The sequence below is a fragment of the Trinickia terrae genome (assembly GCF_005144415.1).
Classification (GTDB): domain Bacteria; phylum Pseudomonadota; class Gammaproteobacteria; order Burkholderiales; family Burkholderiaceae; genus Trinickia_A; species Trinickia_A terrae.
Genome location: NZ_SWJE01000003.1, coordinates 89,360 through 109,314, shown reverse-complemented (window position 1 = coordinate 109,314; position 19,955 = coordinate 89,360). Strand labels below are relative to the sequence as shown.

The following is a 19,955-nucleotide window of genomic DNA, read 5'->3' as shown; positions in this document are numbered from 1 at the left end:
CTTGCATCCTCTGATGGGGCGCGCGCGTTGCGCACCGTGTTCGTGGCGGGCGGGCCTCTCGCCCGCCTATCTCTTAACCCAAGGCGGCCGAAACGAGCCAGCGCTTAATGAGCGGCTGCGCGCCGACGAGCGCCATGCCCGTGTTGCGCACCGCGCGCGCGACCATGCCCGGAACGGAAAAGAGCCGTTGCAGGCCGTCGGTCGCAAGCATCAGCGCGCCGATATCCTCGCGGCGCGCGCGCTCGTAGCGGCGCAGGAGCACCGGGTCGCCCAGGTCGCGGAACGGCTCCTTCTTCGCGATGACGTCCACGAGCGCGGCGGCGTCGCGCAGGCCGAGGTTCATCCCCTGGCCCGCGAGCGGGTGGATCAGGTGGGCGGCGTCGCCGATCAGCGCGACGCGCGGCGCGATCAGGCGGTCGACCGTCTGCAGCGCGAGCGGAAAGCCCTGCGCGGGCGTCACGCATTCGAGCGCGCCGAGATGGCTCTGCGTGGCCTTCTCGACCGCCGCCGCGAGCTGCGCGGGATCGAGCGCGAGCAGCTCGTTCGCATGCTCGGTGCGCGCCGACCAGACGAGCGACACATGCCCGTCGGGCAGCGGCAGCAGCGCGATGATCTCGCCGTCCTTGAACCATTGGTACGCCGTTTCGCCGTGGGGCTTCGCCGCCTTGAAGTTGGCGACCACGCCGGTCTGCCGGTAGTCGCGCCGCTCGACTTTCGAGTCGATCTGCGCGCGCACCCACGAGTGGGCGCCGTCCGCGCCGACGACGAGATCCGCCTCGATTGCCTGGCCGTTCGCGAGGCCTAGCGTGGCGGCGTCCGGCTCGACGTCGAGGCCCTGGGCGCGTGCGTCGGTCCAGGTCAGGTTCGGCTGGAAGCGCAGCGCGGCATCGAGCGACTGCTCGATCAGCGACGACTCGACGATCCACGCAAGCTGCGGCACCGCCGCCTGAAACGCCGAGAAATGGAGCTCGGCGGCCGCATCGCCGTAGACGCGCATGTCGTAGACGGGCGCAGGCCGGCTGTGATCGAGCGCCTGCCAGACGCGCAGGCGTTCGAGCAAAGTCTGCGAGCTGGCCGACAGCGCGTAAATACGAGCGTCGAACATGGCGTCGGCGGGACGCGGCGCGGCGGGTTGAGCAAGCAGCGCGACACGCAAGCCCGCTTGCGTCAGCGCGAGCGCGGCGGTCTTGCCGACGAGTCCGCCGCCGACGACGGCCACGTGGAACGATTGATGAGGGGAAGTCATGCCGGGCATTATAGCCGCGCCCTATGGGACGGCTGATCCGGACGGGCCGCGCCGGTGCGCCATATCAAAAGTCGCGGGGACGCCTTCGGCGCGGTCTGCGGCAGGACCGGCGGTACAATAGCGCTTTTGCCGGCCGCGCTCGCCGCTCACGTCGAGCGCGCCGCCCATTTTTTCCGCGCTGCGGCCGCCCCGCCTTTCCGGCCGCGCCCCGCAGCGCCCGGCCCCACGCGCCGTTTTACCCGTTCGAAGGATTCCATGAGCCTCAAATGCGGCATCGTCGGCTTGCCCAACGTCGGCAAGTCCACCCTGTTCAACGCACTGACCAAGGCGGGCATTGCCGCCGAGAACTATCCGTTCTGCACGATCGAGCCGAACGTCGGCGTGGTCGAAGTCCCTGATCACCGCCTGAAGGCGCTCTCGGAGATCGTCAAGCCCGAGCGCGTAATGCCGGCGGTGGTCGAGTTCGTCGACATCGCCGGGCTCGTCGCCGGCGCGAGCAAGGGTGAAGGCCTCGGCAACCAGTTCCTCGCCAACATCCGCGAAACCGACGCAATCACGCACGTCGTGCGCTGCTTCGAGGACGAGAACGTGATTCACGTCGCGGGCAAGGTCGATCCGCTGTCGGACATCGAGGTCATCAACACCGAACTGGCGCTCGCCGACCTCGCCACGGTCGAAAAGGCGCTCGCGCGCTACTCGAAGGCGGCCAAGTCCGGCAACGACAAGGAAGCCGTCAAGCTCGCGGCCGTGCTGGAAAAGGTGCGCGCGCAGCTGGATCAGGCGAAGTCGGTGCGGGCGCTCGATCTTTCCGACGAAGAGCAGGCGCTGCTGAAGCCGTTCTGCCTGATCACCGCGAAGCCGACGATGTACGTCGCGAACGTGAAGGAAGACGGCTTCGAGAACAACCCGCACCTGGAAGCCGTGCGAAAGTACGCGGAAGCCGAGAAGTCGCCGGTCGTGGCCGTGTGCGCGGCGATCGAGGCCGAGATCGCCGATCTCGCCGACGAAGACAAGGAAGTGTTCCTCGCCGACATGGGCATGGACGAGCCGGGCCTGAACCGTGTGATCCGCGCCGGCTTCAAGCTGCTCGGGCTGCAGACGTATTTCACCGCCGGCGTGAAGGAAGTGCGGGCGTGGACGATCCATATCGGCGATACCGCTCCGCAGGCCGCCGGCGTGATCCACACCGATTTCGAGCGCGGCTTCATCCGCGCGCAGACCATCTCGTTCGATGACTACGTGACCTATAAGGGCGAGCAAGGTGCGAAGGAAGCCGGGAAAATGCGCGCCGAAGGGAAGGAATACGTTGTGCACGACGGGGATGTGATGAACTTTTTGTTCAACGTCTGACCGCCGCTTCCGGCGCAGGATTCAACCCCGCAACAGCAAGGCCCGCATCAGTGCGGGCCTTGTCGCATATCTGTGTTACGCGATCCTTTCCGCTAGGGATCAATCCCCGCGCCAATCGATGCCGGACACCGCAGCGGCCTCGCCATCCCCTCGCGAATCGCCGCCATCTCCCGCGGCGAATCGGCCAGCACCGCATCGATGCCCAGACACGCCGCCGTGCGATAGTCATCCCCATTGTTCACCGCAATCGCCACGATCCGGACCTTGCTCGACTGCTTCCGGAAACACGCCACCGTGGCGGGCGTCCACATCGTCGCGCTCACCTCGGAGCGCCCCTCTCCCAACGTGAATTTCTCGGTGACGGTCAGCTTGCGATGCAGTTCGAAGCCCGTCCACGCCGATGCGGCGGGCGCATCCATGCAGCCATCGTCGAGCAACACACGCAGCAGGCGCAAGCGCGTCGCATCGCGCGACTCGAACAACCGCGCCTGCGGATAAGCAGCGAAACCGCGTTGGTACGCCGCTTCCGTCGAATAGATCGCGACGCGCGCCCATGCCTCTTCCTCCGTGAGCACCTTGGCAACCGCCTGCGTCTGCGGCTCGGCGGGCAGCGCTTTCATGTCCAGGATCACCGGCATCGTCGGCGGTAACGCACGCAATGCGTCGCGCAACGTGGGAACGCCGGCGGGATGGCGGCGATAGGGGTAATCGACTTGGCCTGCGGCATCGGTCTGCTTGAACGTCCATCCTGCGTTGACGCGGGCCAGCTCTGCAGCCGTCTTGCCCGCAACCGGCCCCGACACATCGGTCAGCGCCGACAAATCCGCCGGGCGGTACAGCACCGGCACGCCGTCCTTGCTCAGTTGGACAGTGAGCCACATGACGTCGGCGTGATGCTCGAGCGCCTGCCGGATCGCTTCGAGCGTGTTCTCGGGCGCATCGGCCGTGCCGCCGCGATGCGCGACGACGAGCGGCAGCGCCAAAACCGGCGCGGTCGTCGAAGCGGGCGGCGCAGAAGCGCAGGCCCCCAGCAAAACCGCGCAAAGCGGCACGAACCAACCACCACGAATCAAACGCAACACGCGAACACCTCCCTCTCCAACGGTCGCAGCATTTTGCTTGGTTTGCCCAATCGAATGAAATCGCAGGGCACGGCCGCGCTATATTCTGCCCCTCGCAGTGCGAATCCTCCGTGAAAGAAAACGACGCAAACAGGAGACCCCATCCATGCCGCATAGCAGCGCAATCAGCCGGGCCGGCCATTCGGCCTTCGGCCGGACATTCAAGCAAGCCGTCGCCACCGCATTTGCCGCCGCCCTGCTGCTCGCCGTGACGCCTGCTCTCGCCTATTCGACTTCGGCCGCCACGCCCGACGAAGCCAATCTCGACAATCACCACACGTATCGGAACCGCTCCGGCGAGACGGTGCATTCGCCCGCGCACTCGAAATCGGGCCGCGCCCCCGAAGGCGCGACGGCCCGCTGCCGCGACGGCGCCTACAGCTTCAGCCGACACCACCGCGGCACGTGCTCGGGGCACGGCGGCGTCGCCGACTGGCTCTGAAGACATCGTCCGCGTTTCCGGCGAGCGCGAAGTCCCGAAGTACAATAGCGGACGCTTTCGCGCGCAAAACGCCGCCGCGAGCGCGCATCGAAGCGCCCCCGGCGCAGCGCCAGCCCTTTTCACCCATCGCCGCCCGCGCCCTCTCCCGCGCCGCGCGGCCTCAACATTCCGACTTCACGCCCATGGCCCAATACGTCTTCACCATGAACCGCGTCGGCAAGATCGTGCCGCCGAAACGCCAGATCCTGAAAGACATCTCGCTCTCGTTCTTCCCCGGCGCGAAGATCGGGGTGCTCGGCCTGAACGGCTCGGGCAAATCGACCCTCATCAAGATCATGGCCGGCGCCGACAAGGAAATCGAGGGCGAAGCCACGCCGATGCCGAACCTGAACATCGGCTATCTGCCGCAGGAGCCGCAGCTCGATCCGCAAAAGACCGTGCGCGAAGCGGTTGAAGAAGGCCTCGGCGACCTCTTCCAGGCGCACAAGAAGCTCGACGAGATCTACGCGGCCTACGCCGAGCCCGACGCTGATTTCGACGCGCTCGCCGCCGAGCAGGCGAAGTACGAAGCGATCCTCGCCGCAAGCGACGGCGGCAGCCCCGAGCAGCAGCTCGAAGTCGCCGCCGACGCGCTGCGCCTGCCGCCGTGGGACGCCAAGATCGAGAACCTGTCGGGCGGCGAGAAGCGCCGCGTCGCGCTCTGCAAGCTGCTGCTCGAAAAACCCGACATGCTGCTGCTCGACGAGCCGACCAACCACCTCGACGCCGAATCGGTCGAATGGCTCGAGCAGTTCCTCGTGCGCTTCCCGGGCACGGTCGTCGCCGTCACCCACGATCGCTACTTCCTCGACAACGCCGCCGAGTGGATTCTCGAGCTCGACCGCGGCCACGGCATTCCGTGGAAGGGCAACTACAGCAGCTGGCTCGACCAGAAGGAAGAGCGGCTGAAGCAGGAAGAAACGTCCGAATCGGCACGCCAGAAGGCAATCAAGAAGGAGCTGGAGTGGGTGCGCCAGAATCCGAAGGGACGCCAGGCGAAATCGAAGGCGCGGATCGCGCGCTTCGAGGAGCTGAACAGCCAGGAATACCAGAAGCGCAACGAAACGCAGGAAATCTTCATTCCTGTCGGCGACCGGCTCGGCAACGAAGTCATCGAGTTCAAGAACGTCAGCAAGGCCTACGGCGATCGTCTCTTGATCGACGACCTGAGCTTCAAGATTCCGGCCGGCGCGATCGTCGGCATCATCGGGCCGAACGGCGCCGGCAAGTCGACGCTGTTCCGCATGCTGACCGGCAAGGAGCAGCCGGATTCGGGCGAGATCGTGCACGGCCCGACCGTCAAGCTCGCCTACGTCGACCAGAGCCGCGACGCGCTCGACGGCTCGAAGACGGTGTTCGAAGAGATCTCCGGCGGCGCCGACGTGCTGACGGTCGGCAAGTACGAAACGCCGTCGCGCGCGTACATCGGCCGCTTCAACTTCAAGGGCGGCGACCAGCAGAAGAACGTCGGCACGCTGTCGGGCGGCGAACGCGGGCGCCTGCACCTGGCGAAGACGCTGATCACGGGCGGCAACGTGCTGCTGCTCGACGAGCCGTCGAACGACCTCGACGTCGAAACGCTGCGCGCGCTCGAAGACGCGCTGCTCGAATTCGCGGGCTCGGTGATGGTGATCTCGCACGACCGCTGGTTCCTCGACCGGATCGCGACCCACATCCTCGCGTTCGAAGGCGACTCGCAGGCGGTGTTCTTCGACGGCAACTATCACGAGTACGAGGCGGACAAGGTGAAGCGCCTCGGCGAGGAAGCCGCCAAGCCGAAGCGCGTGCGCTACAAGCCGGTCACGCGTTAAGGTAAACCGGCCGGTTTTAAAGCAAGCCAGGGCACACGGCTTGCGCGATGACAAGCGCCCCGCGGACTGTGAAGTGCGCGGGGCGCTTGTCCGTTTGCGGCAAGGTACCTAACGGAGCGATAGATGGCATCGAGAGGCAAACGCGCGGCATCGATGGTCTTCGGCGTGATCGCCGCACTGATCGTCGCGGCGATCGTCGGCGTGTACGTTGCCGAGCGCGAACTGAAAGCCCGCATCGCCAATGCGCTCGCGCCTCTCGGCAGCGCCGAGCGCATCGACATCGGCTGGTCGGGCGTGACCCTCTCCAACGTCCGCCTGCACGCGCCGAAGGGCTGGCCCGCCGGCGACACGCTGCGCGCCGAGCGCATCACGATCGAGCCGGACCTGCCCGACCTGCTCAAGAAGCGCGTGCATATGCGCAGCGTCGTCGTCGACGGCTTCATGCTGACCGTACTGCGCACCGCGAGCGGCGGCCTGCAGGTCGTGCCGAACCTGCGCGAGGCGCTCAACCGGACGCCGATCGCCGCAGACGTCGCGCCTGCCCAGCAGGAAACGCGCATCGACCACATCGAGTTCACACACGGCACGTTCGAGTTCTACGACGAGACGGTGCGGCATCCCGCCTACAAGATCGCCGTCGAAAACGCGCGCGCGACCGTCGACGACCTGCGCCTGCCCGCCCTCTCCGAGCCGGCGAAGGTCAGCGCAAGCGGCGACATCAAAGGCCCGCAGCACACCGGCAAAGTGTCGTTTTCCGGCTGGATCAAGATCGCGAGCAAGGACTCGCAGACGAACACGCAACTGCGCGGCGTCGACATCGCCGTGCTCGATCCTTACCTGCTCACGAAAATCAGCGCAAAGACGCCGGTGGCGAGCGGCACGCTCGACATGACCGTCGACGCGACGGTGCGCGACGAGCAGCTTCACGCGCCCGGCGTGGTCACGCTCGACCACCTGCAGCTCGCCGAGAGCGGCGATCCGCTCGACACGTTCCTGTCCCTGCCGACCAAGGCGGCCATCGCCGCGCTGAAGGCGCATGGCGACACGATCACGCTGCATTTCGTGCTCGACGGCGATCTGCGCGACCCGCAGTTCTCGCTCAACGAGCGCCTCGCCACCAAGCTCAGCTCAGGCTTCGCCGGCGCGCTCGGCGTGAGCGTCAAAGGCGTCGCGAAGGGCGTGGGGGAAACGGTGAAGGGGCTGAGCGGCGCGCTGCGTAATCTGCTCGGGCAATGAGGGGCCGGCATGGCAGGCGGCGCGCGGCCGCCAGAACCGGCGGCCGTCCGCCAACTCAGACCGGCAGGCCCAATTCGCGCAAGCGCGCTTCGGTGGCCGCCGCGCTCGTATGGTGGACGCCATGCCAGCCAAGCGCCGTCGCGGCGTCGGCGTTCTTGCGGTTGTCGTCGATGAAGACGATTTCGTGCGGCACGATGCCGGGCAGGTGCGGCTCGATCCGGCTCGCCATCTCGCGGTAGATCGCCGGGTCCGGCTTCACGAGCTTCACGCGGCCCGAGACGACGATGTCCTTGAAGCGCCGCAGGATCGGAAAGTTCTCCCACGCATACGGGAAGGTCTCGGCCGACCAGTTCGTCAGGCCGAAGAGCGGCACGCCGGCCGCGTCGAGCTTATCGAGCGTCGCCGCGCCGTCCTCGAGCACGCCGCCGATCATCTCGTGCCAGCGCTCGTAGAACGCGCGGATCAGCGCCTCGTGCTCGGGAAACTTTGCCACGAGCTCAGCGGTGCCGTCGGCGATCGACTGGCCGCCGTCCTGCCTCACGACCCAGTCCATCGCACAGACATGCGTGAGAAACCACCGGCGCTCGGTCTCATCGGGAATCAGCTGGCGGTACAGGTAATCGGGGCTCCAGTCGATCAGCACCCCGCCAAAATCGAAGACGACGGCCTTGACGGTCATGCGAACTCCGCTTTGAGCACGTCGGCGAGCGGGCGCACCGAGATCGGGTTGCCGGTGAGCGAGCTGTTGGTCCAGACGAAGTTTTGATGCTCGACGATCTGCTGAGCCGTGAGATGCGGTTTGTCCTGGGTCGTGTGCAGATCGGAAACCACCGTCGTCCGGTAGCCGAGCAACGCTGCGCGGCGTGCGGCCGTGTTGACGCAGAACTCGCTCGCGTAGCCGCAGAACACGACATGCTCGACACCCTGCCGGTCCAGTTGCGCCTGAAGCGGCGTCTCGTGGAAAGAATCGCCGACGCGCTTGCCCACAGCGAGGTCGCCGTCTTCGAGCACGAGCCCGGGATGGAGCTGCCAGCCGGGGCTGTTCGGCGCGAGCATCTCGTCATGCGCGTGCTGCACGAACCACACCGGCGCTTTCGCCGCGCGGGCGGCGGCGGTGAGCCGATTGATCCCTTCGACCACGGCTTCGACGCGATATGCCGGAGTCGCTCCGGCGAGCAAGGCTTGCTGCATGTCGACGACGACCACTCCGATGTTCGGCATCTCTCGGTTCCTTTTGTTCGTTGCGTGTTCAGGTCAGATCAGATGGGTTGAGTACGCGTCTCGAGCCACGCTTTCGCATCGCCCGTCACATGCGGCGACACCCGCGTGCGCACCGTCTCGTGATACGCGTTGAGCCACGCGCGCTCGTCCTCGCGCAGCAGCGAAACCTCGATGCAGCGCGTGTCGATCGGGCACAGCGTCAGCGTCTCGAACGCGAGGAACGAGCCGAACTCGGTCTCCCGCGCAGCGCGGTTCAAGACCAGGTTCTCGATCCGCACGCCCCACTTGCCCGGCCGGTACACGCCCGGCTCGACAGACGTGATCATCCCCTCTTCCATCGCCGTGAACGGCTCGGCCGGCGCGTAGTGCGAGATGACCTGCGGGCCTTCGTGCACGTTCAGGAAGTAGCCGACGCCGTGCCCGGTGCCGTGGCCGTAATCGAGGCCGGCTTCCCAGATCGGCGCGCGGGCGATCGCATCGAGCATCGGCGAGCGGATGCCGCGCGGAAAATGCGCGCGCGAGAGCGCCATCATCGCCTTGAGCACGATCGTGAAGTCGCGCTTCTGCTCGTCCGAAACGGCGCCGACCGGCACGACTCGGGTGATGTCGGTGGTGCCGCTCACGTATTGGCCGCCCGAGTCGATCAGCAAGAGGCCATTGCCTTCGATCGTCGCGTGCGACGCTTCAGTCGCCCTGTAATGCGGCATCGCGCCGTTCGCGTTGAAGCCCGCGATCGTCGAGAAGCTCAGCGAGACGAAGCCCGGCCGGCGTGCGCGCGCCGCCGTCAGGCGTTCGTCGACGGTGAGCTCGGTGAGCTTCTCGCCCTTGGCGAGCGCGCTCTCGAACCACGCGAAAAACTCGGCGAGCGCCGCGCCGTCCTGCTCCATCGTCGCGCGCACGTGCTCGGCTTCGCTCGCGGTCTTGCGCGATTTGGCGAACGTCGACGGGTTGACCGCCTCGACCACTTTCACCGACGCCGGCACCGCCTGCAGCGAGCCGTAGGTAATGCGGCGCGGATCGACGAGGAGCGTCGATCCGGCCGGCAGCGCGGCGAGCGCGGCCGCAGCGTTGCGGTACGGCTCGACGCGGATGCCGTCGCGCGCGAGCGCATCGACCGTTTCCTGCGGCACCTTGCCGTCGCCGATGAAGAGCGATGCGCCATCGAGCCCGATCAGCGCATGCGCGACGAACACCGGGTTGTAGGTGACGTCCGCGCCGCGCAGGTTCGTCAGCCACGCGAGGTCGTCGAGCGTCGAGACGAAGTGCCATTGCGCACCTTTTTCCTGCATCGCGCGGCGCACCTGGGCGAGCTTTTCGGCGCGGGTGTCGCCCGCGTGCGGGACGGCGTGCTCGAAAACCGCCACGTCCGGCAACGCAGGACGCGCCGGCCAGATCTCGTCGAGCAAATCAACGTCGGTGCGCAACGCAATGCCGCGCGGCGCAAGCCCGTCCGCCAACGCGCGCGCCGCCGCGACGCCCAGCACCGCGCCGTCGACGCCGACCGCCGCCCCCGCCGGCAGAGTCTGCGCGAGCCAATCGACATGCGCCTGCGACTGCCCGCCCGCCATCAGCTTCATGAGCTGCACGCCGCTGCCGGCCAATTGCGTCTCGGCCTGCTCCCAGTAGCGGCTGTCCGTCCAGAGGCCCGCGAAGTCGGCGGTCACGATCAAGAGCCCTGCCGACCCGTCGAAGCCCGACAGCCATTGACGGCCCTGCCAGCGCTCGGGCGGATATTCGGAGAGATGCGGGTCGGCAGTCGGCACGAGGCAAGCGGCGAGCCCCGCGCGCGCCATGGCGCCACGCAGGCGCGCCAGCCGCTCGGGAATGGATTCGCCGAGGGCAGCGGATTCAGGATGTCGGATATTCATTGTGTAGCCTGCAAGCGTTCATCGACGGGAGAACAAGCCGACCGTCACGGCAACGGCGAGGAGCGAGGCGGCCGTGCACACCGGCCATTCGAGCGTGTCGCCATCATGGAAAAGTCCCGTCGCATTGCCGGCCATCTTGGCGGCAGCGGCCGCCGCAAGCCCGATCAGCACGGCGAGCCACGGACGCACGCGGCCCGCGCGACGCAGCGGATGGAGCCACCAGCCGGCAAAGCCGACGACGGCGCCGAGCACGACGATACCCGGCCAGCCCATCAGACGTGTCCCCGCATTATTTTCAGACTAATCCCATAGGCGCAGCGCAAACGCCTCAATAGCATTCTTATCTCATTTCCACAGAAGATCAGCACAGCATTTTTCCGTTAAGCGGTCGAGTTTAGGGGCCGGAAGAATGTTAAGCAAGCGCGTGCGCTGGCTCGCTGACGCCTATTCATGCGAATCGCCCTTATCGAACCGGATTCTCGCCACGCCGAAGTGATGGACCGTCTGTTGTTCGCAGGCGGCCATGCCTGTCAGCACTTCACCAACAGCAACGATTTCTTCGCGTGGCTCGCCACGCGAACCTGCGATCTTCTCATTACCGACTTCTGGGCCGGCGATCTGCCGTCCGAGGACGTCATCCCCGCCGCCCGCGCGATCCTGCCAGGCCTGCCCGCCATCGTCCTGATCCACGCGCCGCGCGAAAGCGAGATCGTCGCGAGCCTCCACGCGGGCGCCGACGACTGTCTCGGCAAGCCGGTGCGCGGCCCGGAGCTGCTTGCGCGCGTCGACGCCCTGCTGCGCCGCGCCGGCGTGCGCCGCCCGCCGAGCCCGTCGCGCGGGCGCTTCGGCGAGTATGCGTTCGACGTCTCGCGCGGTCTTGCACGATTCGGCGACCAGGTCGTCACGCTGACGCCGAAGGAATGCCGCTTCGCGCTGCTGCTGTTCGCGAACCTAGGCAGGCCGGTATCGCGCGCGCACATCCTGGAGACAGTCTGGGCGACCCGCCGCGACCTGAAGTCGCGCACACTCGACACCCACGCCTCGCGCATACGGACCAAGCTGGGGCTGCACCCGGAGCGCGGCTACTGCCTGACCCCGCTATACGGTTACGGCTACCAGCTCGACCGGCTCACCGCGGAGCCCCCGGGAAAGCAAGTGGCGGCGACCGATCACAACGGGAATGAAAGAAGCATAGAAACGCTATAATATCGGGCTGAATCATAGCCTTGCCGCATCAACGGCGAGGGTCCATCGCAGCCCCGCACATGCAACTTCTGACGATCGGAATCAACCACCACACTGCGCCAGTCGCCCTGCGCGAACGCGTGGCGTTTCCACTCGACCAGATCAAGCCGGCTCTCGCGACCTTCAAGGACCTCTGGCTCGGCAGCTCTGCGCCGAACGCCCCCGAGGCCGCGATCCTCTCCACCTGCAACCGCACCGAGCTCTACTGCGCAACCGACGACCGCGCCGCGCGCGAAGCCGCGATCCAGTGGCTCTCGAAGTACCACGCCATCTCCGTCGACGAACTTGCGCCGCACATCTACGCGCTGCCGCAATCCGAAGCGGTCCGCCACGCGTTTCGCGTCGCGTCGGGCCTCGATTCGATGGTGCTCGGCGAAACGCAAATCCTCGGACAATTGAAGGACGCGGTGCGCACCGCCTCGGAAGCGGGCGCGCTCGGCACCTACCTGAACCAATTGTTCCAGCGCACCTTCTCGGTGGCGAAGGAGGTACGCGGCACGACCGAGATCGGCGCACAGTCGGTCTCGATGGCCGCCGCGGCCGTGCGGCTCGCGCAGCGCATCTTCGACAAGGTCGCGAACCAGCGCGTGCTCTTCATCGGCGCGGGCGAAATGATCGAGTTGTGCGCCACGCACTTCGCCGCGCAACAGCCGCGCGAGCTCGTCATCGCGAACCGCACCGCCGAGCGCGGCGCAAAGCTCGCCGAGCGCTTCAACGGCCGCTCGATCCCGCTCTCCGAATTGCCCGCGCGGATGCACGAGTTCGACATCATCGTGTCCTGCACGGCGTCGACGCTGCCGATCATCGGCCTGGGCGCCGTCGAGCGCGCGGTGAAGGCCCGCCGGCACCGCCCGATCTTCATGGTCGACCTCGCCGTGCCGCGCGACATCGAGCCCGAAGTCGCGAAGCTCGAAGACGTGTTCCTCTACACCGTCGACGACCTCGGCGCGATCGTGCGCGAAGGCAACGCGTCGCGCCAGGCAGCCGTCGCGCAGGCGGAAACCATCATCGAGACGCGCGTCGCCAACTTCATGCAGTGGCTCGACGCGCGCAGCATCGTGCCGGTGATCCGCCACATGCACACGCAGGCAGACACGCTGCGCCGCGCGGAAGTCGAACGCGCGCTGAAGATGCTCGCGCGCGGCGACGATCCGGCCGTCGTGCTCGAAGCGATGTCGCAGTCGCTCACCAACAAGCTGATTCACGGCCCGACGCACGCGCTCAATCGCGCAAACAGCGATAACCGCGATACGCTCATCGAACTGATGGGCGGGTTCTACAAGCATTCGACTTCTTCCGACCACCGTTAGCGGCGCTGCCTCGCTTCCTCGCGCTCCATGACCCCAGCGCAGCGGGCAAACCATTCGAACCAACGTCCCGCCGCAGCCGCCACGGTCCACCTGCCTCAGATTTAGCCAACTTGGGAGCCCCGCTCCACACCATGAAAACGAGCATGCAACTCAAGCTCGACCAGCTCACCAACCGGCTGGCCGAACTCAATGACCTGCTGAGCCGCGAAGACATCACGTCGAACCTCGACCAATACCGCAAGCTCACGCGCGAGCATGCCGAGATCGGGCCGGTGGTCGAGCATTACTCGCACTGGCGGCAGGCGCTCAACGATTCGGCGACGGCGCAGGAGCTGCTTTCCGACGCGTCGATGCGCGATTTCGCCGAAGAGGAGGTGCGCGGCGCGCGCGAGAAGATGGGCCGCATCGAAGGCGAGCTGCGCACGATGCTGCTGCCGAAGGACCCGAACGACGACCGCAACATCTTCCTCGAAATCCGCGCCGGCACGGGCGGCGACGAATCGGCGCTGTTCGCGGGCGACCTGCTGCGCATGTACCTGCGCTTTGCCGAGCGCCAGCGCTGGCAGGTCGAGATGATGTCGGAGAGCGCATCGGACCTGGGCGGCTACAAGGAAGTGATCGTGCGGATCGCAGGCCAGAGCGCGTACTCGCGGCTCAAGTTCGAATCGGGCGGCCACCGCGTGCAGCGCGTGCCGGCGACCGAGACGCAGGGCCGCATCCATACCTCGGCCTGCACGGTCGCGGTGATGCCCGAAGCCGACGAGATCGGCGAAGTCGAGATCAATCCGGCCGACCTGCGCATCGATACGTTCCGCGCGTCCGGCGCGGGCGGGCAGCACATCAACAAGACGGACTCGGCGGTGCGCGTCACGCACATTCCGACTGGGATCGTCGTCGAGTGCCAGGACGACCGCTCGCAGCACAAGAACAAGGATCGCGCGCTGAAGGTGCTCGCCGCGCGCATCAAAGACAAGCAATATCACGAGCAGCACGCGAAGGAAGCCGCGACGCGCAAAAGCCTGATCGGCTCGGGCGACCGCTCCGAGCGGATTCGCACCTACAACTTCCCGCAAGGGCGGCTCACCGATCACCGGATCAACCTGACGCTGTACCGGCTCGAAGCGATCATGGACGGCGATCTCGACGAACTGATCGCGGCGCTCGTCAGCGAGCATCAGGCGGAGCTGCTGGCTTCGCTTGGCGACGCCGACTGACCTTGCCCGGCAAACCGGAACCCGCGATTTCGCCGCAATGAATACCGCCGCCGCGCCCATGCCCGAAACCGCCGACGCGCTCTTGCGCGCGTCGCCACTGCCCGCGCTCGAAGCGCGGATCCTGCTCACGCACGTGCTCGGCTGGCGCCGCACCGAACTGATCACGCGCGGCGACGAACCGCTCGCCGGCGCGGCGCGTGCGCAATATCGGGCGCTCGAGGCGAGGCGCGTGGCGGGCGAGCCAATTGCGCAGATCGTCGGAACGCGGGAATTCTTCGGCCTCGACTTCGAAGTCACGCCGCACGTGCTGATTCCGCGGCCGGAAACCGAGCTGCTCGTCGAAACGGCGCTCGCCGCGCTCGAAGGGATCGCGGCGCCGCGCGTGCTCGACCTCGGCACGGGCACGGGCGCGATCGCGGTGGCGATTGCCTCGGCGCGGCCCGACGCGCGCGTCTGGGCGCTCGACCGTTCCGCCGATGCACTTGCGGTCGCCTCCCGCAATGCCAGCAAGCTGCTCGATGCCGTGCGTCCGGGCGGTGCGCTCTCGCTGCTGCAAAGCGACTGGTACACGGCACTCGATGCGGCGCTCTCGTTCGATGCGATCGTCAGCAACCCGCCGTATATCCGCCACGGCGACCCGCATCTGAGCGAAGGCGACCTGCGCTTCGAGCCGCGCGGCGCACTCACTGACGAAGCCGATGGGCTGACGGCGATCCGCATCATCGTCGCGGGCGCGGGCCAGCGCCTCGCCGCGCGCGGCCAATTGTGGATCGAGCATGGCTACGACCAGGCCGCCGACGTGCGCTCGCTGCTCGCCGCCAGCGGCTTCGAGAACGTCCATTCGCACGCGGACCTCGCCGGTATCGAGCGCATCAGCGGCGGCACGTGGACGAACGACGCCACCGCACGTGGCGCGCAAGGGACGTAGAATCCCGCCGCCGCCCCCCCGCTAGCGCCCCCGGCCACGCCCAGCCCCACCAGGCGAATTCCGCTATCATTTCAAACTATCTTCACCCCACATAACGCAAGGCCAGTCATGGACACGCAACAACGCATCAAGCAAATCGTCGACGAAAACTCCGTCGTGCTTTTCATGAAAGGCAACGCGCAATTCCCGATGTGCGGCTTTTCGGGCCGCGCGGTGCAGATCCTGAAGGCTTGCGGCGTCGACGAGTTCAAGACCGTCAACGTCCTCGACGACAACGACATCCGCCAGGGCATCAAGGAATTCTCCAACTGGCCGACCATCCCGCAGCTCTACGTGAAGGGCGAATTCATCGGCGGCTCGGACATCATGATGGAGATGTACCAGAACGGCGAGCTGCAGCAGCTGTTCGCCTCGGCGTAAGCCCGCGCGCGTTACCGCCCGCTCCCTTCCACGCGCACCCGCGCAACACGTGCAAGACGCGCCGCTCGCAATGCCGCCCCAGGATGCAAAGCCGCGCCGGCTGATCGTCGCGATCACCGGCGCCACCGGCGCGATCTACGGCGTGCGGCTGCTCGAGACCTTGCGGCGCACCGGCGGCGTCGAAACCCATCTGCTGATCTCCGGCGCCGGCTGGCTCAATATCCAGCACGAACTCAAGCTCACGAAAGACGACGTCCATCCGCTCGCCGATGTCGTCCATTCGGTGCGCGACGTCGGCGCGAGCATCGCGTCGGGCTCGTTCGCGACCGAGGGCATGATCGTCGCACCGTGCTCGATGAAGACGCTCGCGAGCATCGCGCACGGCCTCTCCGACAACCTCATCACGCGCGCCGCCGACGTCACGCTGAAGGAACGCCGCCGCCTCGTGCTGATGGTGCGCGAAACGCCGCTGAACCTCGCGCATCTGCGCAACATGACGGCCGTCACCGAAATGGGCGGCGTCATCTTTCCGCCGCTGCCCGCTTTCTACAACGCGCCGGCGTCGATCGACGAGATGGTCGATCATACGGTCGCGCGCGTGCTGGACCTGTTCGCGCTCGGCACGCCGCACGCGCCGGTCTGGCAAGGGATGCGCGGCGGCGACTGACGCGCCGCTAGCCGGATCACACCGGCTCGATTCCCAACAACTGCGACACAATCAATTCCACGTTGCCCCGTTTATTAAACGGCGATGCACACCTATATTCGTAGCAACGCCACTTTCCCGATCGCGCCCGGCGCGACTTTGCTGCCATGTCCCGACTGCCTTCCGTCTATCTGTCCCACGGCGCGCCGACGCTGCCGATCGACCCGTCGCTGCCGTCAGCCGAATTTGCCTCGCTGAGCGCGCGCCTGCCGCGTCCGCGGGCGATCCTGATGCTGTCGGCGCACTGGGGCACGCTCGCGCCGGTCGCGAGCACGGCTGAGCGGCCCGAAACGATCCACGATTTCTACGGCTTTCCACGTGTGCTCTACGAGATCCAGTATCCGGCGCCGGGCGCGCCCGATGTCGCCGAGCAAGCGGCCATTCTGCTCGGCGAAGCCGGCATCTCGGCCAGCACTCAGCCGCACGGTCTCGACCACGGCGCCTGGGTGCCGATGCTGCTGATGTTCCCGCACGCGGATATTCCGGTCGCGCAGTTGTCGATCCAACCGCGCATGGACGCCGCGCACCACTACCGGATCGGCCGCGCGCTGCGCCCGCTACGCGACAGCGGCGTGATGGTGATCGGCTCGGGGCAAATCACGCACAACCTGCGCGCCGCCGATTTCTCGGCGGGGCCGGAAGATGCCGATCCGCGCGTCGACGAGTTCACGGACTGGTTCGAGGCGAAGCTCGCCGAGCGCGACGTCGACGCGCTGCTCGACTACCGCCGCCAGGCGCCGCACGCCGTGCTGATGCACCCGACCGACGAGCACCTGCTGCCGGTGTTCTCGGCGCTGGGCGCCGCGGACGACGACTACACGCTCGACATCCAGCCGCTCGGCACCTACCAGCGCATGCTGGCGATGACGAACTACGTGTTCGGGAGCGCGTGACGAGGACTTCGCCGCCCGCTAGCCCGCCCGCCGGACTCGCGCCTGCAGCGCAAGCCCATATGGAAAAGGGACGCCTGGATCAACCCAGGCGTCCCTTTCGCTTTTCCGCACGGCTTGCTTCGCGCGCCGCACAAACGCTTACCAGTGCATCGCGACGCCGAAATCCGCGCCGCGGCTGCTCGTATCCGCAGCGACCTTGACCGGCCACTTGCCGCTGCGCGACAGATACGAAGCGCCGATCGCGGTGCCGACCTCGCCGTCGTACGTGCTGCCCGCTGCGGCGACGAACACCCGGCCCGGCCGCGCCGACTGCGGCAGCTCCGCCACCGCCATCGCGACGGCGACCCCGCCCCCTTTCGTGTGCCCTTTCGCCGTTTCCGCCACGGCGCTCCACGAAGCCGCCGCGACGTTCCACACCACTCGATAGACCTTGTTCATTGCGCTTCCCCAAATTCACCTAATTTTGGAAGGATGTAAAACGGGACTCTGGCGCCTCCAATTTGAGGCAGATCAAATGAAAACAGCCCGCCTGATCGCTCAGGCGGGCTGCTCAAGTTAAGGCTTCCGTTCGTTGTGTCCCGTACTGCCTTACGCCCCGATCCCCTCAAGAATCTCGTCGTGCGTCTCACGCTCGTCGAGATACTCGGTGCGATAACCGGTGTTGACGCCCCAGAAGTAGAAGATGAGCGACACGACGGCCACGACCAGCATGTCCCAGCCGTACGGCAGCAAGCCCATGCCGCCGAACTGATGGCTGCCGACCAGCGACAGGATCGCCATCGTCGGCAGATAGGCGACGAGCCACCACGCGGCCTTCAGGTCGCGCCCCCAACCCGCCCAGCCCGACTTGCCCTGGAAGTAGAAGTACACCGGCAGCGCGACGATCATCAGCAGAATGATTTCGCCGGTCAGCGGCCACTTCGCCCAGTACAGCACCATCGATGCGCAGACGAACGCGAACGGCGCGATCACCTTCATGCCGGGCACGGAGAGCGGGCGCTCGACGTCGGTCGCCGCGCGCTTGAGCGCCATCAGGCTGATCGGGCCGGTCAGGTAGGAAATCACCGTGGCGACCGAGATCACCGCCGCGAGCGAGCTCCAGCCGCGAAAGAAGAACAGGAAGATGAACGAGACGAGCAGGTTGAACCACATCGCGTTGCGCGGCACGCCGTAGAACGGGTGCACGTTGCCGAACATCTTCGGCATCGTGTTGTTGCGCTCCATCGCGTAGATCATGCGCGTGGTCGTCGCCATGTAGGTCGTGCCGGTGCCGCTCGGGCTCACGAAGGCGTCGACGTAGAGCAAGATTGCGAGCCAGTTCAGGTTCAGCGCGAGCGCGAGTTCCGCGAACGGCGACTTGAAGTTGAAGTGGCTCCAGCCCTGCGCCACGTCGGTCGGGTTCACCGCGCCGATGTAGGCGATTTGCAGCAGCACGTAGATCACGAGCGCGAGCAGGATCGAGCCGATCACCGCGAACGGCACGCTCTTGGCCGGATTGCGCGCTTCACCCGCGAGGTTGATCGGGCTCTGGAAGCCGTTGAAGCTGAACACGATGCCGCTCGTCGCAACCGCGGTAAAGACCGCCGACCAGCCGTACGGCGCGAAATTGCCGGCCGTGCCGAAGTTCTCGGAATGGAATCCCGTCAGCAACAGGCCGAGGATCGTCAAACCGGGAATGATGAACTTGAACACGGTGATGGCCGTGTTGGCGCGCGCAAACACCTTGACGCCCCAGTAGTTCAACATGAAGTAGATCACCACGAGCACGGCGGAGAGCAGGAGGCCGTTTGTGGTTAGCGAGCCGTTGACGAACAACTCATGCGCCCATTCGTAAGGCCAAGTGCTCATGTACTGGATCGACGCCTCAGCTTCGATCGGAATTACCGACACGATCGCGATCCAGTTCGCCCATGCGCTGATGAAGCCGACGAGCGCGCCGTGCGAGTAGCGGGCATAGCGCACCATGCCGCCGGATTCGGGGAACATGGCACCGAGCTCGGCATACGTCAGGGCAATCGCGAGAATCACGACGGCGCCGATCACCCATGCGCAGACCGCGGCGGGACCCGCGATCTTGGCTGCTTTCCAGGCGCCGAACAGCCAGCCCGATCCGATGATCGAACCCAGGCCTGTCAGCATCAGCGCAAACGGCCCAACGTTCCGTTGAATAGAACTCTTCACAACTTCTCCTTCCTCTATCTCAAAAGGCGTGATCGGCGCCGCTCCTCATTCATTCATCGTCCAACTGGGAACGGTCGCCGCCACCCGCTCTGTGGGGGCCGATGTACCACTCGGTGCAACCGGCGCGCGCGGCGCGTAGTTTAACGGTTGCGCCCGGCGAATGGCGCCAAAACGGATCAGGCACTACAAAAAAACCGTCAAAACCGCAAGATTTGTAAGCGTTATCCCGGCCATTTCGCATAGCCTTCTCGAAAAGCCCCCTAAGCTTGTCGGGATTGGGTTGACCTTTCATGACTTTCGCCTTATAAAGTCCGGGCAGGATTTCAAGTGGCGAGTGGATTGGTCTTTCGTAGTTTCGCCCCATCACGGTACTCCGGTTGGTCCTATTACCCTTCCTTGATTTTCATGCACCCCAGGGCTTCGGCCTTTTTTACCCATTTTTAGGAAAATGTAATATGGAAACCGGTACCGTCAAGTGGTTCAATGACGCTAAGGGCTTTGGCTTTATCACCCCGGACGGCGGCGGCGAAGATCTGTTCGCGCATTTCTCGGAAATCCGCGTCGATGGCTTCAAGACGCTGCAAGAAAACCAAAAAGTGACGTTCGAAGTGAAGACTGGCCCGAAGGGCAAGCAAGCTGCGAACATCAAGCCGGTGGTCTAAGCAAGCATAAGCTGGCTTCCACTGGATGCAAAAAGCCCTGCGACTGCAGGGCTTTTTTTATT

The 19,955-nt window shown here is 66.0% G+C and carries 21 protein-coding genes; 12 read left to right on the top strand and 9 right to left on the bottom strand.

All coding sequences use genetic code 11. The features are described 5' to 3' along the window. Positions 1-73 precede the first annotated feature (73 nt). Positions 74-1,255 (bottom strand): UbiH/UbiF family hydroxylase, encoded by a 1,182-nt coding sequence (locus FAZ69_RS05740; RefSeq protein ID WP_169708567.1) that lies wholly within the window; start codon positions 1,253-1,255, stop codon positions 74-76. 246 nt (positions 1,256-1,501) lie between these two features. Between FAZ69_RS05740 and ychF the strand changes: the two genes are divergently transcribed. After that, a complete protein-coding gene (gene ychF / locus FAZ69_RS05735; RefSeq protein ID WP_136892992.1) occupies positions 1,502-2,596 on the top strand; it encodes a redox-regulated ATPase YchF in 1,095 nt (364 codons plus the stop codon). 92 nt (positions 2,597-2,688) lie between these two features. Here the strand turns inward: ychF and FAZ69_RS05730 are convergent, their stop codons facing one another. Continuing rightward, positions 2,689-3,678, bottom strand: coding sequence for a glycerophosphodiester phosphodiesterase family protein (locus FAZ69_RS05730; protein ID WP_136892991.1), 990 nt, complete (start codon positions 3,676-3,678; stop codon positions 2,689-2,691). A 145-nt stretch (positions 3,679-3,823) separates the two neighbouring features. Here FAZ69_RS05730 and FAZ69_RS05725 point away from each other — a divergent pair, with 145 nt between their 5' ends. From FAZ69_RS05725 to FAZ69_RS05715, 3 genes are all read left to right on the top strand, one after another. Further along, positions 3,824-4,159: a DUF3761 domain-containing protein gene (locus FAZ69_RS05725; RefSeq protein ID WP_136892990.1), complete on the top strand. Its 336-nt coding sequence runs from the start codon at positions 3,824-3,826 to the stop codon at positions 4,157-4,159. A gap of 182 nt (positions 4,160-4,341) precedes the next feature. After that, positions 4,342-6,009, top strand: coding sequence for an energy-dependent translational throttle protein EttA (gene ettA / locus FAZ69_RS05720; protein ID WP_136892989.1), 1,668 nt, complete (start codon positions 4,342-4,344; stop codon positions 6,007-6,009). Between the two features lie 123 nt (positions 6,010-6,132). Then, positions 6,133-7,245, top strand: coding sequence for a DUF748 domain-containing protein (locus FAZ69_RS05715; RefSeq protein WP_136892988.1), 1,113 nt, complete (start codon positions 6,133-6,135; stop codon positions 7,243-7,245). Between the two features lie 55 nt (positions 7,246-7,300). Here the strand turns inward: FAZ69_RS05715 and FAZ69_RS05710 are convergent, their stop codons facing one another. Genes FAZ69_RS05710 through FAZ69_RS05695 form a run of 4 tightly spaced genes read right to left on the bottom strand, consistent with a single transcriptional unit; the run spans position 7,301 to position 10,607 of the window. Next, the gene (locus FAZ69_RS05710; protein ID WP_136892987.1) at positions 7,301-7,924 is read right to left on the bottom strand and encodes an HAD family hydrolase; all 624 of its coding nucleotides are present in this window, start codon (positions 7,922-7,924) and stop codon (positions 7,301-7,303) included. Continuing rightward, on the bottom strand, positions 7,921-8,466 hold the full coding sequence (locus FAZ69_RS05705; RefSeq protein WP_136892986.1) for an isochorismatase family protein: 546 nt from the start codon (positions 8,464-8,466) through the stop codon (positions 7,921-7,923). Before FAZ69_RS05705 ends, FAZ69_RS05710 begins: the two co-directional genes overlap by 4 nt. Positions 8,467-8,504: 38 nt before the next feature. Beyond that, complete coding sequence (locus FAZ69_RS05700; RefSeq protein ID WP_136892985.1) at positions 8,505-10,334, bottom strand: aminopeptidase P family protein; 1,830 nt, start codon at positions 10,332-10,334, stop codon at positions 8,505-8,507. Positions 10,335-10,352: 18 nt separating this feature from the next. Further along, positions 10,353-10,607 carry a hypothetical protein gene (locus FAZ69_RS05695; RefSeq protein WP_136892984.1) on the bottom strand — a complete coding sequence of 85 codons (255 nt, stop codon included), beginning with the start codon at positions 10,605-10,607 and terminating at the stop codon, positions 10,353-10,355. 177 nt (positions 10,608-10,784) lie between these two features. Here FAZ69_RS05695 and FAZ69_RS05690 point away from each other — a divergent pair, with 177 nt between their 5' ends. The 7 genes from FAZ69_RS05690 (at position 10,785) to FAZ69_RS05660 (ending at position 17,050) form a co-directional block, all read left to right on the top strand. Continuing rightward, the gene (locus tag FAZ69_RS05690; protein ID WP_136892983.1) at positions 10,785-11,540 is read left to right on the top strand and encodes a response regulator transcription factor; all 756 of its coding nucleotides are present in this window, start codon (positions 10,785-10,787) and stop codon (positions 11,538-11,540) included. 59 nt (positions 11,541-11,599) lie between these two features. Beyond that, the gene (hemA, locus tag FAZ69_RS05685; RefSeq protein WP_136892982.1) at positions 11,600-12,889 is read left to right on the top strand and encodes a glutamyl-tRNA reductase; all 1,290 of its coding nucleotides are present in this window, start codon (positions 11,600-11,602) and stop codon (positions 12,887-12,889) included. Positions 12,890-13,020: 131 nt separating this feature from the next. Continuing rightward, on the top strand, positions 13,021-14,103 hold the full coding sequence (prfA, locus tag FAZ69_RS05680) for a peptide chain release factor 1 (protein WP_136892981.1): 1,083 nt from the start codon (positions 13,021-13,023) through the stop codon (positions 14,101-14,103). A 37-nt stretch (positions 14,104-14,140) separates the two neighbouring features. Then, the gene (gene prmC, locus FAZ69_RS05675) at positions 14,141-15,031 is read left to right on the top strand and encodes a peptide chain release factor N(5)-glutamine methyltransferase (RefSeq protein ID WP_136892980.1); all 891 of its coding nucleotides are present in this window, start codon (positions 14,141-14,143) and stop codon (positions 15,029-15,031) included. A 108-nt stretch (positions 15,032-15,139) separates the two neighbouring features. Continuing rightward, entirely contained in the window at positions 15,140-15,451 is a 312-nt protein-coding gene (gene grxD, locus FAZ69_RS05670) for a Grx4 family monothiol glutaredoxin (protein WP_136892979.1), read from the top strand. Between the two features lie 70 nt (positions 15,452-15,521). Continuing rightward, complete coding sequence (locus FAZ69_RS05665) at positions 15,522-16,118, top strand: UbiX family flavin prenyltransferase (protein ID WP_136892978.1); 597 nt, start codon at positions 15,522-15,524, stop codon at positions 16,116-16,118. Positions 16,119-16,264: 146 nt separating this feature from the next. Next, a complete protein-coding gene (locus tag FAZ69_RS05660) occupies positions 16,265-17,050 on the top strand; it encodes a DODA-type extradiol aromatic ring-opening family dioxygenase (protein WP_136892977.1) in 786 nt (261 codons plus the stop codon). A gap of 138 nt (positions 17,051-17,188) precedes the next feature. On the opposite strand, the gene FAZ69_RS05655 is transcribed toward FAZ69_RS05660, so the two are convergent. The 3 genes from FAZ69_RS05655 to FAZ69_RS33190 all read right to left on the bottom strand — a co-directional run bounded on the left by FAZ69_RS05655 (position 17,189) and on the right by FAZ69_RS33190 (position 19,595). Further along, positions 17,189-17,488, bottom strand: coding sequence for an ESPR-type extended signal peptide-containing protein (locus tag FAZ69_RS05655; protein ID WP_136893347.1), 300 nt, complete (start codon positions 17,486-17,488; stop codon positions 17,189-17,191). Positions 17,489-17,638: 150 nt separating this feature from the next. Beyond that, positions 17,639-19,231 (bottom strand): APC family permease, encoded by a 1,593-nt coding sequence (locus tag FAZ69_RS05650; protein WP_136892976.1) that lies wholly within the window; start codon positions 19,229-19,231, stop codon positions 17,639-17,641. 49 nt (positions 19,232-19,280) lie between these two features. Then, positions 19,281-19,595 carry a hypothetical protein gene (locus tag FAZ69_RS33190; protein WP_169708566.1) on the bottom strand — a complete coding sequence of 105 codons (315 nt, stop codon included), beginning with the start codon at positions 19,593-19,595 and terminating at the stop codon, positions 19,281-19,283. 91 nt (positions 19,596-19,686) lie between these two features. On the opposite strand from FAZ69_RS33190, the gene FAZ69_RS05645 reads away from it, so the two are divergent. Then, positions 19,687-19,893 (top strand): cold-shock protein, encoded by a 207-nt coding sequence (locus FAZ69_RS05645; RefSeq protein ID WP_136892975.1) that lies wholly within the window; start codon positions 19,687-19,689, stop codon positions 19,891-19,893. Positions 19,894-19,955: the final 62 nt, after the last annotated feature.

Excerpts from the sequence above, each read along its gene's own strand:
- FAZ69_RS05695 (WP_136892984.1), bottom strand. The coding sequence starts at position 10,607 with ATGGGCTGGCCGGGTATCGTCGTGCTCGGCGCCGTCGTCGGCTTTGCC.
- FAZ69_RS33190 (WP_169708566.1), bottom strand. The coding sequence starts at position 19,595 with ATGGGGCGAAACTACGAAAGACCAATCCACTCGCCACTTGAAATCCTG.
- FAZ69_RS05705 (WP_136892986.1), bottom strand. The coding sequence starts at position 8,466 with ATGCCGAACATCGGAGTGGTCGTCGTCGACATGCAGCAAGCCTTGCTC.
- FAZ69_RS05660 (WP_136892977.1), top strand. The coding sequence starts at position 16,265 with ATGTCCCGACTGCCTTCCGTCTATCTGTCCCACGGCGCGCCGACGCTG.
- FAZ69_RS05725 (WP_136892990.1), top strand. The coding sequence starts at position 3,824 with ATGCCGCATAGCAGCGCAATCAGCCGGGCCGGCCATTCGGCCTTCGGC.
- ychF (WP_136892992.1), top strand. The coding sequence starts at position 1,502 with ATGAGCCTCAAATGCGGCATCGTCGGCTTGCCCAACGTCGGCAAGTCC.
- FAZ69_RS05655 (WP_136893347.1), bottom strand. The coding sequence starts at position 17,488 with ATGAACAAGGTCTATCGAGTGGTGTGGAACGTCGCGGCGGCTTCGTGG.
- FAZ69_RS05715 (WP_136892988.1), top strand. The coding sequence starts at position 6,133 with ATGGCATCGAGAGGCAAACGCGCGGCATCGATGGTCTTCGGCGTGATC.
- prfA (WP_136892981.1), top strand. The coding sequence starts at position 13,021 with ATGAAAACGAGCATGCAACTCAAGCTCGACCAGCTCACCAACCGGCTG.
- FAZ69_RS05740 (WP_169708567.1), bottom strand. The coding sequence starts at position 1,255 with ATGCCCGGCATGACTTCCCCTCATCAATCGTTCCACGTGGCCGTCGTC.
- hemA (WP_136892982.1), top strand. The coding sequence starts at position 11,600 with ATGCAACTTCTGACGATCGGAATCAACCACCACACTGCGCCAGTCGCC.
- ettA (WP_136892989.1), top strand. The coding sequence starts at position 4,342 with ATGGCCCAATACGTCTTCACCATGAACCGCGTCGGCAAGATCGTGCCG.
- FAZ69_RS05645 (WP_136892975.1), top strand. The coding sequence starts at position 19,687 with ATGGAAACCGGTACCGTCAAGTGGTTCAATGACGCTAAGGGCTTTGGC.
- FAZ69_RS05710 (WP_136892987.1), bottom strand. The coding sequence starts at position 7,924 with ATGACCGTCAAGGCCGTCGTCTTCGATTTTGGCGGGGTGCTGATCGAC.
- FAZ69_RS05665 (WP_136892978.1), top strand. The coding sequence starts at position 15,522 with ATGCCGCCCCAGGATGCAAAGCCGCGCCGGCTGATCGTCGCGATCACC.
- FAZ69_RS05690 (WP_136892983.1), top strand. The coding sequence starts at position 10,785 with ATGCGAATCGCCCTTATCGAACCGGATTCTCGCCACGCCGAAGTGATG.
- FAZ69_RS05700 (WP_136892985.1), bottom strand. The coding sequence starts at position 10,334 with ATGAATATCCGACATCCTGAATCCGCTGCCCTCGGCGAATCCATTCCC.
- prmC (WP_136892980.1), top strand. The coding sequence starts at position 14,141 with ATGAATACCGCCGCCGCGCCCATGCCCGAAACCGCCGACGCGCTCTTG.
- grxD (WP_136892979.1), top strand. The coding sequence starts at position 15,140 with ATGGACACGCAACAACGCATCAAGCAAATCGTCGACGAAAACTCCGTC.